At 71.9% G+C, this 15,518-nt stretch carries 10 protein-coding genes and 1 pseudogene; 9 read left to right on the top strand and 2 right to left on the bottom strand.

What is annotated here, in order from left to right:
- Positions 1-32 precede the first annotated feature (32 nt).
- Positions 33-3,647, bottom strand: a complete 3,615-nt coding sequence (locus ABZW11_RS43710) for a LamG-like jellyroll fold domain-containing protein (protein WP_355431592.1) — start codon at positions 3,645-3,647, stop codon at positions 33-35.
- Between the two features lie 359 nt (positions 3,648-4,006).
- On the opposite strand from ABZW11_RS43710, the gene ABZW11_RS43705 reads away from it, so the two are divergent.
- The 7 genes and pseudogenes from ABZW11_RS43705 to ABZW11_RS43675 form a co-directional block, all read left to right on the top strand.
- Entirely contained in the window at positions 4,007-5,035 is a 1,029-nt protein-coding gene (locus tag ABZW11_RS43705; RefSeq protein WP_355431589.1) for a LacI family DNA-binding transcriptional regulator, read from the top strand.
- Positions 5,036-5,108: 73 nt separating this feature from the next.
- The gene (locus tag ABZW11_RS43700) at positions 5,109-6,383 is read left to right on the top strand and encodes an extracellular solute-binding protein (protein ID WP_355431586.1); all 1,275 of its coding nucleotides are present in this window, start codon (positions 5,109-5,111) and stop codon (positions 6,381-6,383) included.
- 7 nt (positions 6,384-6,390) lie between these two features.
- Positions 6,391-7,344, top strand: a complete 954-nt coding sequence (locus tag ABZW11_RS43695) for a sugar ABC transporter permease (protein ID WP_355431583.1) — start codon at positions 6,391-6,393, stop codon at positions 7,342-7,344.
- Positions 7,341-8,159: a carbohydrate ABC transporter permease gene (locus tag ABZW11_RS43690; protein ID WP_355431580.1), complete on the top strand. Its 819-nt coding sequence runs from the start codon at positions 7,341-7,343 to the stop codon at positions 8,157-8,159. Before ABZW11_RS43695 ends, ABZW11_RS43690 begins: the two co-directional genes overlap by 4 nt.
- Positions 8,160-8,176: 17 nt before the next feature.
- On the top strand, positions 8,177-10,117 hold the full coding sequence (locus ABZW11_RS43685; RefSeq protein ID WP_355431578.1) for a beta-L-arabinofuranosidase domain-containing protein: 1,941 nt from the start codon (positions 8,177-8,179) through the stop codon (positions 10,115-10,117).
- 6 nt (positions 10,118-10,123) lie between these two features.
- The gene (locus ABZW11_RS43680) at positions 10,124-11,821 is read left to right on the top strand and encodes a CBM35 domain-containing protein (protein WP_355431575.1); all 1,698 of its coding nucleotides are present in this window, start codon (positions 10,124-10,126) and stop codon (positions 11,819-11,821) included.
- Between the two features lie 104 nt (positions 11,822-11,925).
- Positions 11,926-12,348, top strand: a pseudogene (locus tag ABZW11_RS43675) (PAS domain-containing protein); the annotation flags it as partial.
- A 243-nt stretch (positions 12,349-12,591) separates the two neighbouring features.
- Here ABZW11_RS43675 and ABZW11_RS43670 read toward each other — a convergent pair.
- The gene (locus tag ABZW11_RS43670; protein ID WP_355431573.1) at positions 12,592-13,353 is read right to left on the bottom strand and encodes a class I SAM-dependent methyltransferase; all 762 of its coding nucleotides are present in this window, start codon (positions 13,351-13,353) and stop codon (positions 12,592-12,594) included.
- A gap of 63 nt (positions 13,354-13,416) precedes the next feature.
- On the opposite strand from ABZW11_RS43670, the gene ABZW11_RS43665 reads away from it, so the two are divergent.
- Both ABZW11_RS43665 and ABZW11_RS43660 read left to right on the top strand, forming a co-directional pair.
- Positions 13,417-14,259 (top strand): helix-turn-helix domain-containing protein, encoded by an 843-nt coding sequence (locus ABZW11_RS43665; RefSeq protein WP_355431570.1) that lies wholly within the window; start codon positions 13,417-13,419, stop codon positions 14,257-14,259.
- A 72-nt stretch (positions 14,260-14,331) separates the two neighbouring features.
- Complete coding sequence (locus ABZW11_RS43660) at positions 14,332-15,489, top strand: erythromycin esterase family protein (RefSeq protein WP_355431567.1); 1,158 nt, start codon at positions 14,332-14,334, stop codon at positions 15,487-15,489.
- Positions 15,490-15,518: the final 29 nt, after the last annotated feature.

The following is a 15,518-nucleotide window of genomic DNA, read 5'->3' as shown; positions in this document are numbered from 1 at the left end:
GCGAGGCGCGGGCGGTCCTTCGCGGGAGGGGGTCAGCGGCTGTAACGCGCGACGGTGATCTTGTCGATGATCGGCGCGAACTGCGAGCGCAGCAGCACGCCGGGGAAGGTGTCCGAGGCGTACGTCTCGCCGTCGAAGTTCGGCAGCTCCTCGCTCGCGAAACCGATCGTGTTGACCCCCTTCTTCAGCCTCACCGGGACGGTCAGCTCCCAGAAGTTGTTCTCGTGGAAGGTGTGCGGGAACGACACCCGCTGCGCCGTGCCGCCGTTGACGCTGATGTCGGCGTGGCGGGCCAGCGGGTCGGGGTTGTAGTGGGTGGCGGGCGACTGCTCGGGGTTGGAGTAGCGGACCCGCATCGCGTACGTGCCCGCCGCGCCGGCCCGCACGGTGAAGGTGAGCGTGTTGCCGTTGCCGGGCGGCCCGCCGACGCCGGTGACCGCGGACCCGCCGTCGGCCAGGGTGAGCGGGGCGGCCTCGGCGGTGCCGGCCGGCCGGGCCGACTCGGCCTGGTACGCGGTCTCCGGCAGCGTCCCCGGCCGCACGTCGAGCCGGTCGATGACCGCCTTGCCCGAGCGGCCGGTCACCGTGACCTTGTTGACGCCGCCCGACAGCGACACCGTGGCGGTGGCATGGCCGCGCGTGGCGTTGCCCAGCACCTCGACCCCGTTCACGGCCAGCTTCGCCGTGCCGGACAGCACCTTGAGGTCCAGGACGGAGGCGGCGTCGCGCGCCGAGTACACCCAGAACGTCGCCGACCCGCCCTTGCCGAGTGACGCGCCGCCCGAGCCGGACACCTTGGCGCCCTTGATGTCATAGACCGTCCGGGCATCGGTCAGCTCGGCCTCGTAGACGGCCGTCGCCGCCGCCGGGTTCGGCAGCCGCAGCACGATCCGGTCCACGATCGCGTCGCCCTTGGTGGCCCGCTTCCCGTCGAGGCTGCGCGCGGCCAGCGAGATGACGTGGCGGCCGGCGGTGAGCCGTACGGTGGTGTCGGCGTGGTCCCAGACCACCCACTTGTATCCGAGCGGCAGGAACACCTCCTGCTCCGCTCCCCCGTCCACGCGCACGAAGACGTTCGTGGGGCCCTGCTCGCGCACGAGGTCGTAGGTGTTGAGCGAGTTGGCGAACACGCTCAGGTCGTAGTCGCCGGTCTCGGGCACCTCGACGGTGAAGTCGAGCACGCCGTCGGAGCCGGTGCGCAGCCCGCCGACGTCGTAGCCGCCCGAGGTGTAGAACTTCGACACGTCCGACGGCGAGCCCTCGGGCCCGTTGCGGGTGTAGCCGGAGCCGGTGTAGCGGGCGTCCTCGGCCTCGTACGAGCCCTCCCACCGCTGGGGCGCGGGGGCGGTCAGCGTGCCGGTCCCCGCCGGGGTGAGCACGATCTCGTACGCCGACGACTCCGCCAGCCTGGGCAGGTCACCGGAGCCGAAGTCGAGCGCCACGGCCCCGCCGGAGACGGTCAGGTCGCGCTCGGCGACGACGCGCGGCTGCGGCGAGTCGCCGATCTGCCCGGTCCAGGGGATCTCCTTGATCCACGCGTGCACCTCGCGCCCGAACACCTTCTCCGGCACGTGCTCGAAGCGGATGTGCCCGGCGCTGCTCGCGCCGCCGATGATCGCGCGGGCCTGCCGCCTGCCGGTGTCCAGCGTCGCGACGCCCTGGAGGGTGTAGTTCTGACCGGGGTACGGCGGCGTGACCGCGACGGTGTGCCCGCTCATCTGCCCGTAGGCGTGCAGCAGCCACCACTGGCCGTTGCCGCGGTTCGCCTGCACCGCCGAGTCGCTGAGGTTGCCGTCGATGTTCCAGTACGCGATGTCGGCGTCCACCTTCGACTCCTCGATGGCGGAGATCCACTGGATCATCTGGCCGGGCACCGAGGTGTGGTAGTTGAAGGCGTACTCGTTGATGTTGATCGGCAGCTTCCTGCCCTCGTGCGCGGTGCCCGCGAAGACCTCGGCCTCCATCTCGCGGTAGCGCTTGACGCTGGAGCGCACCTGCTCGGGGTGGCTGAGCTCGTGCCAGGTCATCACGTCGGGCACGGTCCCGGCCTCGACGGCGTGCTCCAGGAAGCCCTTGACCTGGGAGTAGAGCACGCTGGTGTTGGGGCCCGCGATGCGGGCCGAGGGCAGCTTGCCCTTGATCAGCCGGTAGAAGTCATCCCATGTGCGGAAATAGTCGGTGGGATCGCTCAGCCAGCTGACGCCGTTGTAGCTCCACTCGCCGGTGCCGAACATGTTGCCCTCGGGCTCGTTGAACGGCACGAACACCACGTGCTCGCGGTACTCAGGGTCGAGCGTGAGCACCTGGTCGACCTGCCCCGCGATCTTCTCCCGGTACGTCGCGAGCTTCTCCTGCGGCGTGTCGCCCGGCCACTGGTAGGGGAAGCCGCGGTGGATGTCGGTCATGTAGATGTACACGTCGCCGCCGGTGCTGTCGGCCAGTGGCTTGACCACCTCCAGGGCGTCGGCGCCGGGATGCTGCGGCCCGTCCTGCGCCTTGGTGGAGACCGTGCGCAGCTTCATGCCCTCGATGAGGTTGTTCGTCGGCACGCCCGGGCCGTACAGGCCGTAGAGCGTGCCGGACGCGCCGCCGTGGAAGGCGCCGGTGTCCTTGGCCAGGTCGATGACCAGCCGGCCCTCGCGGATCACGGTGACCGTCGCGGTGACGGGCCGGCCCGCGGCGGCGCCGGTGACGGTGAACGTGCCGGCCTCGGCGTAGTCGTCCGGGTCCACGGGCTGCCAGGCGATGGGCACGTCGCGGTCGTAGCCGTCGGAGTAGGCGGCGCGGACGGCGGGCGGCAGGGCGGGCGCCTTGCCGATGACCGTGCGCAGGTCGAAGGTGTCCGTGCTCGGCTCGCCCGGCTCGGGCGGCGGTCCGGCCAGCTCGGCGACCTGCTCGGCGGTGAGCGCGGCGCCGTAGATCCGGAAGTCGTCGATGGCGCCGTCGAACAGCGGGTCGGGGTAGAAGGAGCGGCCGATGAAGCCGGCCGAGGTGGCGGCGTCCACCAACTGGCTCGCCGTGATCGTGGTGGGGGCGGAGGCGACGGCGGCGCCGTCGAGGTAGGTGGTGACGCGCCCGGCCGCCGTGCCGAGGGTCACGGTCAGCGTCTTCCAGGCGTTCGCCGGGAGCGGCGCGTAGCCGGTGACCTGCGCCTCCCCGCCGCCGCCTCCGGTGGTGACCGCGGTGCGCAGCCGGCCGTCCCCGTTGTACGGGGTGCTGAACAAGTAGCGGGAGTTGTCCTTGCCGAGGGCGTAGATCCACTGCCAGGGGGCGGTGGTGCCGTCCCACCTGACGCGGGCGGACACCGTCAGGTCGGTCCTGCCCTTGATCGCGTCCAGGGGCAGCTTGACGTAGGCGCCGTCCGAGGTGGGGGCGCCGCCGGGCAGGCTGAGCGCGTGCCCGCCCGAGGCGCCGTCCACCAGCGCGGCGGTGCCGGCGTTGACCAGCTCGCCGTCCAGGCCGTTGCCCGAGGAGTCGGTGACGGTGCCGGTGGTGACGTCGTCGGCGTCGAACTCGTAGGCGAGCACGGATTCCGGGACGGCGGCCGCGGTCGAGGGGGTGGCGGTTAACGGGAGGGCGAGGGCGGCCGGGAGCAGCGCGGCGAGCACCGCCCTCCGGCGAGTAGCGGTCAGGCGCGGGAATGGCATGCGTACGTCCCTGGGAATGTGAGCGCTAACAGAGCCGAGGGAGCTTCAAGGCAACGCGACCGCAGGGTTGCCGGTACGTTACGCAGCCCCGCCCGCACCCGTCAATGGGCACGGCTCAACGTTTCCGACATGTCACAATTCGGTATCGCCATCCCCCCTCCTCCTTGACGTCCGCCGTGCGGCAGAGCAACAGTCGAGCCACATCGTTCGAACCGGTTCGCCGCCTCCGGTGCCCACCGGCGGTCACCGTCACGGTGTCCCCCACCCTGGAGCTCCAACAAAGGCGACATCGGAGCGACGATGCGAGGGAGCATGGCGACGCGACCGTCGAACCGGTTCGATGAATTCGGGAGGTGAGAGTGGCGACGATCGGAGACGTGGCCCGGGAGGCCGGGGTGAGCCGCAGCACGGCGTCGTACGCGCTGTCGGGCAAGCGGCCCATCTCGGAGGAGGTGCGCCGGCGCGTGCTGGCCGCCGCCGAGGCGCTGGCGTACACGCCGAACGCGGGCGCCCGCGCCCTCGCCACCGCCCAGACCAAGGTCCTCGGTCTGCTCGCCCAGTTCCACGAGGACGAGTTCGCGCCCGCGATGATGCAGTACATCCTGGGCGTCACCAACACCGCCCGCGACCTGGGCTACGACACGCTGCTGGTCACCGAGGCCGACGGCGTGCGGGCGCTGCGGCGGGTCACCGACTCGCGCATGGTCGACGGCGTCGTGCTGATGAACATCGCCGAGGACGACGCCCGCCTGCCCATCCTGCGCGCCGCCCCGCAGCCGGGCGCGCTGGTCGGGCTGCCGGGCGACTGCTCGGGGCTCGACGTGTTCGACCTCGACTTCGAGGAGGCCGGCCGGGTCATGGTGGACCACCTGCACCGGCTCGGCCACCGCGAGCTGATCCTCATCTCGCAGCCCGAGCACGTGGTGGAGCGGGGCGGCGCCTATGTCTGGCGCCTGCGCGACGCGGCACTGGAGCGCGCCCGCACGCTCGGCCTCACCCTGCACGCCGTCTACGGCGAGTCCCGGCAACCGGCCGTGGGCCGGCTGCTGCACGGCCTGCTCGACGCCTACCCGGCGGCGACAGGACTGCTGATCAACAACGAGGCGGCCGCGGCGGCGCTGCCCTCGGTCACCTACGAGCGTGGGCTGCGGGTGCCCGGCGACCTGTCGGTCATCGGGCGCTACTCCGCCGAGTTCGCCGCGACGTTTTCGTTGCCCTACTCCTTCATCGAGAGCGCGCCCGACCGGCTCGGCTCCATGGCGGTGCGCCAGCTCGTGCGCCGCGTGGAGTCGACTTCGGCCAGGAAGGAGCCGTTCGTGGTGCGCTTCATCTCGCCTGAGCTGGCCGACCGGGGCAGCACCGCTTCACCGCGCCCGCACACTCCCTAGCCATCCGTCCCATCACCCCCCATCAGTCCGGCACGCTCCCCATGACATGTGAGCGTTAACATTGGAGGAATCGATGAACCGTCCGTCGGTGTCCGCGAGGGCGGCGGTCTTCGGAACCGCGGTCCTGGCGCTGTCCGCACTCACCGCCTGCGCGTCCGCCCCTCAGGGCGGGTCCGGCACGGATTCGGCGAGCAGTTCCGGCGGTGGCGCGTACACGTGGTGGGACCCGTACCCGCAGCACGACAAGTCCTCCGCCTGGACCGGACGGGTGAACGCCTGCGGCAAGGAGGCCGGCGTCACCATCGAGCGCACCGCCTACGACACGACCGCGCTGACCAACCAGGCCCTGCTGGCGGGGCAGGAGGGCAACGCCCCGGACGTGATCCTGCTCGACAACCCGGCCGTCTCGACGCTCGCGGACGCCGGGATGCTGGCCACGATGGCCGACTTCGGCCTCGACACCTCCCGCTTCGACGAGAACCTCATCGCGGCGGGCGAGCTGGACGGGCAGACGTACGGCATCCCCATCGGCGCCAACACCCTCGCGCTCTACTACAACGAGAAGATCCTCGACGCGGCCGGCGTGGATCCGGACTCCATCAAGGACTGGGCCTCGCTCGACGCGGCGCTGAAGAAGGTCAAGAAGGCGGGCAAGAAGCCGATCACGTTCGCCGGCATCGGCACCGAGGAGGGCTCCTTCCAGTTCCTGCCCTGGTTCTGGGGCGCGGGCGCGCAGCTCACCGCGCTCGACTCGCCGCAGGCCGTGGAGGCGCTGGAGCTGTGGACGTCGTGGGTCAAGAACGGCATCGCCCCCAACTCGGTCATCAGCAACTCCCAGAACACCACCTGGGAGGAGTTCCTGACCGGCGAGTTCGCCTTCGCCGAGAACGGCACCTGGCAGATCGACAGCGCCAAGAAGGCGGAGTTCCCGACCGGGATCGTGCAGATCCCCGGCAAGGACGGCGGGGTCGCCCCCACGCCGACCGGCGGCGAGTTCATCACCGTCCCGGTGCAGAAGGACACCAAGCGCTACGACGTCACCAAGAAGATCCTCGAGTGCATGACCACGCCCGAGGGCCTGGTGGAGACCGGCACGACGTTCGCGTACTACATCCCCTCCACCGCCGACGGGCAGCAGCGCATCCTGGAGTCGGAGCCGAGCCTGAAGCCCTGGGTGGAGGCGGTCCGCTCGGCGAAGGGACGTACCAGCGACAACCTCGGCACCGACTACCCCAAGATCTCCGAGGCGCTGTGGACCGGCGTGCAGAAGGCGCTGAGCGGCTCGGCGAGTCCGGCCGACGCGCTCAAGCACGCGCAGGCGCAGGCCAAGCAGGCGACCGGCGGCTGAGTGGCTCATGACCTCGCTGCACACCCGAGCGGGCGCGGTGCGGGAAGCGGCGCACGCCGCTCCCCGCCGGCGGCGCACCGGGCGGCGGACCGGGCGGTGGACCGCCGCCGCCTTCCTCGCCCCGCTCATCATCTACTTGATCGTCTTCTACGCCTATCCGCTCTACCGCAACATCGACCTGAGCCTGCACGACTACACGCCGCGGGCGTTCATCCAGGGCAACCCGGAGTTCACCGGCCTGGCGAACTACCGCGCCATCCTCTCCGACGACACCTTCCTGCGGGCGCTGCGCAACACCGCCGTGTTCACGCTGGCCTCCATCGCCGCGCAATACCTCATCGGGCTGGCGCTCGCGGTCTTCTTCCACCGCAACTTCCGCCTGTCCGGCGTGCTGCGGGCGCTGTTCCTGGTGCCGTGGCTGCTGCCGCTGATCGTCTCGGCGTCCACCTGGTCATGGCTGCTCAACAGCGACAACGGCATCGTCAACGCGGCGCTGCAGGCGTTCGGCATCGGCCAGATCAACTGGCTGACCTCGCCGGACACCGCGCTGCTCGCGGTCACCGTCGCCAACATCTGGCTGGGCGTGCCGTTCAACCTGGTCATCCTGTACGCCGGGCTGCAGAACATCCCCGGAGACCTGTACGAGGCCGCCGGCCTGGACGGGGCGGGGCCGTGGCAGCGCTTCACCCGCATCACGTTCCCGCTGCTGCGGCCGGTGACGCTGATCACGCTGCTGCTCGGGCTGATCTACACGCTCAAGGTCGTCGACATCATCTGGATCATGACGCGCGGCGGCCCGGCCGACGCGTCGACGACGCTGGCCATCTGGTCGTACCGGGAGGCGTTCGGCACCGGACAGCCCGACTTCTCGCCCGCGGCGGCGGTCGGCAACCTGCTCATCCTCATCGCCTTCGTCGCGGGCCTCGTGCACGTGCGCCTGCAGAGGGAGGAAACGGCATGAAGACCCGCAGAAGCGGCTGGAAGACCGCGCTCGGCGTGGTGCTGGCGGGCGTGATGCTCTTCCCCGTCTACTGGATGGTCAACGTCTCGCTCACCAGGACGCGGGACCTGCGGGCCGACCCGCCGCACTGGTTCCCGTGGAACCCCACCTTCGAGGGGTACGCCGCCGCGCTCGGCCAGCAGCTGCCCGCGCTGGCCACCAGCCTGTTCATCGGCCTCGGCACGGTCGTGCTGACCCTGGTGGTGTCGCTGCCGGCCGGGTTCGCCCTGGCCAGGCTGCGCCCGCGCGGCACCCGGCTGCTCGACTTCCTGCTGCTGGCCGCGCAGATGATCCCCGCGGTCGTGATGGCCATGGGCTTCTACGCGATCTACCTGCGGCTCGGGCTGCTCAACACCGTCTGGGGGCTGATCGTGGCGGACTCGACGCTGGCCGTGCCGTTCGGGGTGCTGCTGTTCCGCGCGTTCATGGCGGGCATCCCGCAGGAGGTGCTGTCGGCGGCGCAGATCGACGGGGCGAGCACGTGGCGGTCGTTCCGCTCGATCGTGCTGCCGCTCAGCCGCAACTCGGTGATCACCGTGTCGCTGTTCGCGTTCCTGTGGGCGTGGTCGGACTTCATCTTCGCCTCGACGCTCAACCGCAGCAGCGACGTCATCCCGATCACGCTCGGCATCTTCCGCTACATCGGCAACAACACCACGCAATGGAACTCGATCATGGCGACCGCCGTGATCGCGTCGCTGCCCGCGGCGTTCCTCCTCGTCCTCGCGCAGCGTTACATCGCCGCCGGGGTCACCGCGGGCGCCGTCAAGGACTGAAAGAAAGGTAACGCCGTATGACCAGCCCCGTGCTGCCCTCGCACGGCCGGGTACGCCCGCTCGGGCTCGCGCAGGTCTCGCTCACCGGCGGGTTCTGGGGCGGACGCCAGACCGTGAACGCCACGGCGACGCTCGCCCACTGCGAGTCGTGGATGGAGCGCCTCGGCTGGCTCGCCAACTTCGACCGGGTCGCCGACGGCACCACCGGCCCCGACCGGCCCGGCTGGTCGTTCTCCGACTCGGAGGTCTACAAGCTGCTGGAGGCGCTGTCCTGGGAGAGCGCCAGGTCGGGCGACCCCGAGGCGGAGTCGGCGATCAAGCGGCTGACCGCCCGCGTCGCCCGCGCGCAGGACCCGGACGGCTACCTCAACACCTGCTTCGGCCATCCCGGCAGGCCGCCCCGCTACAGCGACCTGGAGATGGGCCACGAGCTCTACAACACCGGCCACCTGTTGCAGGCCGCGGTGGCCAGGCTGCGCACCGCGGGCGACGACGACCTGGTCCGCGTCGCCCGGCGGGCCGCCGACCACGTGTGCCGCACGTTCGGCCCCGGCGGGATCGACGGCGTCTGCGGGCACCCGGAGATCGAGGTCGGGCTGGCCGAGTTCGGCCGCGCGCTCGGTGAGCCGCGCTACGTCGAGCAGGCCCGCCTGTTCATCGAGCGGCGCGGCCACGGCAGGCTGAAGGACATCCCGCTCGGGCGCGCCTACTTCCAGGACGACATTCCCGTACGCGAGGCGGACGTGTGGCGCGGGCACGCGGTGCGGGCCCTCTATCTGGCCGCCGCGTCGGTGGACGTCGCCGTCGAGACCGGCGACTCCGGGCTGCTCGACGCCGTGCGGCGGCAGTGGGAGCGCTCGGTGGCGCGGCGCACGTACGTCACCGGCGGCATGGGCTCGCGCCACCAGGACGAGGGCTTCGGCGAGGACTGGGAGCTGCCGCCCGATCGCGCCTACTGCGAGACCTGCGCCGGCGTCGCCTCGATCATGGTGTCCTGGCGGCTCTACCTCGCCACCGGCGACGTCCGCTGCACCGACCTCATCGAGCGCACGCTCTACAACGTCGTCGCCACCTCGCCCAGCGCCGACGGGCGGGCCTTCTTCTACGCCAACCCGCTGCACCAGCGCGCCGCCGGGCGGCCCGCCGACCCGGACGAGGTCAGCCCCAGGGCCGAGGCGGGCGTGCGGGCCGCGTGGTTCGACGTGTCCTGCTGCCCGACGAACGTCGCCCGCACCCTGGCCGGCCTGCACGCCTACCTCGCCACCGTGGACGACGACGGGCTGCAGCTGCTCCAGTACGCCGCCGGCGAGATCCGCGCCGAGCTGCCCGGCGGGCGGCCCGTGGCCCTCGACGTCGAGACCGCCTACCCCGACGACGGCACCGTCCGCGTCCGCGTCGTCGCCGGCCCCGACGAGCCGTGGACGCTGTCCCTGCGCGTGCCCGGCTGGGCGGACGGGGCCACGCTCACCGAGGGCGGGCGGACCACGACGGTCGCGCCAGGGCTGGCCCAGGTGCGGCGGGCCTTCGCGGCCGGGGACGAGATCGTCCTGGAGCTGCCGGTGACGCCCCGCTTCACCTGGCCCGACCCGCGCATCGACGCCGTACGCGGCTGCGTCGCCGTGGAGCGCGGCCCCGAGGTGCTCTGCGTGGAGTCGGCCGACCTGCCCTCGCGCGGCGTCCTCGACGACCTGACCATCGACACCCTGACCATCGACACCGGCTCCGCGCCGCGCGCCGTCCCCGGCGGCGCCGTGGTCCGCGGCCGGGCCCGTGGCGTGCCCGACCAAGCCTGGTCCTATCGGGACCGGCCGCTCAGCGGCGACGGCGGCGACTGGTTCGACGTGCCGCTGCGGCCGTACCACGCCTGGGCGCGGCGCGGACCGTCCAGCATGCGGATCTTCCTCCCCATCGCCGACCAGCCCGCCGACCAGCACCCCCCGATTCAGGAAGGAGCCTGACCCCTCATGGCCCGTACGCTCACCGCACTCGCGTTAGCCCTGGTCACCACGGCCGCCACCGTGGTGACCGGCGCCGCCCCTGCCGCGGCGGCCGGCGCGACGCTCACCGTCGACGTCGCGCGCCCGTTCCGCCCGGTCACTCACGCCGCCTCAGGCGGCCTCTACGGCCTGGCGGAGAACAACCGCCCCGCCGACTCGACCCTGCTGCCCATCAAGGTCAACTCACTGACCCAGCCCGCGCCTGGCGTCGGCCAGCGGCCCAACGGCCAGCCGCCCGGCGGCGACTCCCTGCTCATCGCCCCGCAGGCCGACCGCGTCGGCGCCGGCCAGTACATCCGCATGCCCGACATCTACCCCGACTTCCCCTACCGGTGGGTGAGCTGGGACGACTGGCTGGCCAAGGTCAACACCATGGTCAGGGCGCGGCTCGCGGCCACCACCGTCACCAACGTGCTCGGCTGGGAGCTGTGGAACGAGCCCGACTACACCTGGAACACCAGCGCCGCCGGGTCGTTCAACGAGGGGTGGGTGCGGACTCACCGGGCGGTCCGGGCACTCGACACGCTCACCCCGATCGTCGGCCCCAGCACCGCCACCTACAACCGCTCCTGGATGCAGGCGTTCCTCACCCGCGCCCGCGACACCGGCACGCTGCCCGACATCATCTGCTGGCACGAGCTGCAGAACCCCGACCGCATCGCCGCCGACATCGCCGACTACCGCAACCTGGAGGCGTCGCTGGGCATCAGCCCGCGCCGCCTGTCGATCAACGAGTACGCCGCCCCGGCCGAGGTGGACGTGCCCGGCCGCATCGCCGGCTACGTCGCCAAGCTGGAGCGCGGCGGCGCCGAGTCGGCGCACCGGGCCTTCTGGTACGAGTACGGCACCATGAACGGCCTGGTCACCGGCAACTCCCAGCCGACCGGCACGTGGTGGCTGTACAAGTGGTACGGCGACATGGCCGGAAACATGGTCACGACCACCACCTCCTCGTCCGGGCTCGACGGGTTCGCCGCCTACGACCCCACGCGCAGGATCGTCAACGTGGTGTTCGGCAACGAGTCCGGCACCAACACCGTCAACCTGACCGGGCTCGGCGCGCTGGGCTCCAGCGTGCGGGTCACGCTGCTGTCCACGCCGTCCAGCGGCCGGTTCACCGCCGTCGGCGCGCCGGCCACGGTCTCCGCCACGACCAGGACGGTCAGCAACGGGCAGCTCAGCGTGTCCGTGCCGAACATGGTCGCGACCAGCGCGTACCAGCTGCTCGTCGAGCCCGCCTCCGGCGTGCCCGCCTTCCAGCAGCGGTACGAGGCCGAGAACGCCTCCGTCTTCCGCGCCCAGCGGCTGACCTCCTCCAGCGCGTCGGCCGGCGGCTACGTGGGGCGCATCGACAACTCGGGCACGCCGCGTACCGACAGTTACGTGGACTTCGTGGTGAACGTGCCGAGCGCTCGGGCGTACACGCTGACCATCGGCTACGCCAACGGCACCGGGGCCACCGCCACGCAGGGGCTCGCGTACAACGGCGGGGCGTGGAGCACGGTCAGCTACCCGCCGACGGCGGCGTGGGGCCAGTTCGGCGCGACCGTCAGCACGACGGTGACGTTGCGGGCCGGCTACAACGTCATCCGGCTCGCCAAGGGCTCCCCGCACTTCGCCGGCGGCACGGGTTACGCCGAGCTCGACTACATCCAGCTGACCTGACCCCGGCCGGACGCGCCGCCGCACGTGCTCACGTGACCCCGAGCGGCGGCGCATCCGCGCAGGTCATCCCGCACATCTGGGCATGGGGTGGAAATGGGCCCCTCATGGGCACACCCGTGAACCGGCCCGGCGGGGAGCCGGGGGAAACGCCCAAGGATGTGGGCGACGAGCGTGCCGCTGTACGGCCCTTTCTCAGGCCGATGTTGCTGCGCACCCCCATGGCGATCGCCGTCTGGGACCGGGACCTGCGGTGCGTCTGGCGTAACGAGGCGGCCAGGGCGTTGCAGCACGTGTTCCCCTACTACCAGGTCGGCCGCAAGCTCTCGGATCCCGAGCCCTGCCTGGACACGCGCAGCGCCAGGCAGGCGATGCTGCAGGTGCTCGCCGACGGCGTCCCGCAGATCGACCGTGAGGCTCACCGGACGTCGCCGTGCCGGAGCGAGGAGCACAAGCTGTCCACCTCGTTCTTCCGCCTGGAGGACGCGGACGGCCACCCGGTCGGCCTGTGCTCGATGGTGCTGGACATCGGCCACCGCCACACCCGCGACCGCCTGACCCTCCTGCACGAGGCCGGCATCCGCATCGGCAGCACGCTCGACATCCGCCGCACCGTCCAGGAGCTGGCCGACCTGGCGGTGCCCGCGCTGGCCGACTACGTCACCGTGGACCTGGCGGGGACTTCTGCGACGCGGTGGTGCGGACGATGGTGGGCGACGGCGCCGAGGACGACGTCGCCCTGCTCGCCGCCCGGATCCGCCGCTGACGGTCCTTCATGGAACGCGGCGGGCCAGGTGGACGATGAGGTCGCCGGTCATCTCCACGGTCGCGGGCAGCACCTCCAGGATGCGGGCCAGCACCTGCTCGCGCTGCTCGTCCGGCAGCATCAGGTAGGCCGAGACGGTCGACAGGTGGCCGGCGTAGTCGCGGGCGCTGAGCTCGACGCGCCGCTCGATCACGTGCTGCTCCACGTCGCGGAACCACTCCGACCGCTCCAGCTCGCTGCCCGGCCATTGCATGGCGGCCTCGGGAGGCGTCCCGTCGGGTGCCGGGATGGTGTCGTCGGCCAGGTACGGCTCCCGCGCCGCCGCCACGGCCGCCGCCACCGCGGGGTCGGCGAGCAGCAGCGGCCCGCCGCACGAGGCGAAGACGCCGCCCGGCTCCAGCAGCGCGGCCATGCGCGCCCACCGGTCGCGCGGGTCGGTCCAGTGCAGCGCCGCCGCCGCGAACACCAGCGGGTACGTCGCGCCGGCACGCAGCTCCTCGAACGCGGCCCGCACCGGCGTGACGTTGGCCGGGACGTGTTTGCGCAGCTCGGCGAGCATGGCGGGGTCGGGCTCCGTCGCGGTGACGGCGACGCCGTGCCGGGCGAGGACGCGGGTGGCCTTGCCGGTTCCCGCGCCGATCTCCAGCGCCGTCGTGACCGGCCGGCCGGCGTACTCCAGAACCAGGCGGGCCAGCTCGTCGGGATAGCCGGGCCTGTACCGTTCGTAGGCTTCTGCGATCGTGCCGAAGCTCAGGGCGCGTTGCGACATGCCGAGCATCTTGGCACGCGGGCAGGCCGCAGAGGCGCGAGAGGGGCGTCGTAGCATGTCGGCGTGCGATCAGCGCAGCCGGTTCGCGGACCACGCTGGGACATCACGGTCCCCGCGCGGCCGGGCCGCCTGCCGGGGGTCACGATGGCGGGCTTCAGCGACCAGGCCGGCGAGTACCACGAGCTCGCGCTGGTGCCTCACCCCGCGGTGACGGTGCTCATCGAGCTGGGCGAGCCGTCGTTCGTCATCGAGGACGACCACGGCGCCCGGCAGAGCGAGCGCGTCGTGGCCGGGCTCGCGCCCAAGGGCATCAAAGGGCGGGGGCTGACCAGGAAGACGGCCTGCCTCCAGGTGCGGCTGTCGCCGCTGCTCGCCCACGAACTGCTGGGCGCGTCGTCGGAGCTGGGGGGCTCGGTGCTCTCGCTCGACGACCTGTGGGGGCGCGCGGCCGTACACCTCCAGGAGCGCCTCACCGCCGCCGCCACCTGGGAGGAGCGCTTCACGATCGCCGAGGACGCGCTGGTCAGGCGGCGGGACGACGTCCGCGGGACGGTGGATGCCGAGGTGGCCCACTGCTGGCGGCAGATGGTGGCCCGGCGGGGCCGGGTCCGCGTGGAAGGGCTCGTCACCGAGGTCGGCTGGAGCCGTAAGCGCCTGTGGTCGCGCTTCCGCGCGCAGGCGGGCCTCACTCCCAAGCGGGTCGCCCAGCTGATCCGCTTCGACCACGCCGCCCACCGGCTGGCCGCCGGTCACGCCCCCGCCGTGGTGGCCGCCGACAGCGGCTACGCCGACCAGTCGCACCTGCACCGGGACGTGGTGGCCTTCACCGGCATGACCCCGGCGGCGGTGGCGGCGGCGCCGTTCCTGGCGGTGGACGACGTCGCCTGGCCTGACCTGCACGATTGATACTTTTCTCGGCTTTTCCTCGGTGATTATCGGCCAAGTTCACACCGAAGGTTCAACGATACCGTTGACGGCATGGATATTGAGGACATCGCGCGTCCGCTCGACGGCGCCGCCCTGTCGGCCTTCCTCGGCTCGCTGCCCGCCCGCCCCCGGCTGCTCGGCCTCGGCGAGGCCACCCACCGCGTCAAGGAGCTGCGCGACCTGCGCAACGAGCTCTTTCCCCACCTGGTCGAGCACGACGGCTACCGCGCGATCGTGCTCGAGATCGACTGCCTCAAGGCCCGGATCGTGGACGACTACGTCACCACCGGCAAGGGCGGTCTCGACGAGGTCATGGAGCACGGCTTCAGCCACGGCTTCGGCAGCCTGCCGGGCAACAGGGAGCTGGTGCGGTGGATGCGGGCGTACAACGAGGAGCATGACGAGAAGCTGCGCTTCTTCGGCTTCGACGGCCCGCTCGAATACTGGGCGCACAGCCCGCGCGAGGCGCTCACCGGCCTCTACGACCTCCTGCGCGAGCCGTACCCCTGCACCCGCGAGACCCTCGACACGCTGCTCGGCGCCGACGAGCGCTGGTCGGACGAGGAGTCGGCGATGAACCCCGCCCGCTCGATCGGCCGTTCCCCCGAGGCCGTCCGGCTGCGGGTGATCGCCGACGACCTGGTCGCCCTGCTGGAGACGCAGAAGCCGCGACTGAGCGACGAGGACAGGGAGCAGGCCGAGCTGTACGCGCGCACCGCCACCGGCCTGCTGCGCTACCACTATTGGCTGGCCGACGACTCCCCCGTCCGCTGGACCCGGCTGTCGGCCCTGCGCGCGCTGATGATGGCGGACAACCTGTGCGCCATCGCCGAGCGCCACGGCCCCGCCCTGGTCTTCTCCCACAACCTGCACCTGCAGCGCAACGAGTCCACCATGCCGTTCGGCGACGACGTGCTGCGCTGGTCGAGCGCGGGCGCGATCACGCAGACCAGGCTCGGCCCCGGCTACGCCTTCCTCACCTCGGCCCACGGCACCGTCGCCGGCGAACCCCCCGCGCCCGACACCGTGGAGGGCCGCATGGCCACCCTCCCCTGGGACCGCTCCCTCCTCGACGCCGGCCGCCTCGCCACCCTCCCCGGGATGAGCACCCGCGTCCCGCCCGACTTCGCGTACTTCCCCCTCGACCCCGCCCACCTCGCCACGGCCGACGCCGTCGTCTTCATCAGGGAGACCACCGAAGAGATGTGACATTCAGCGCCGACGACGACCCGGACGAG

Source organism: Nonomuraea sp. NPDC004580 (assembly GCF_040609855.1).
In the GTDB taxonomy this organism is placed as follows: Bacteria; Actinomycetota; Actinomycetes; order Streptosporangiales; family Streptosporangiaceae; genus Nonomuraea; species Nonomuraea salmonea.
The sequence above is the reverse complement of the archived record's forward strand: the minus strand, read 5'-3'. Positions and strand labels throughout refer to the sequence as shown.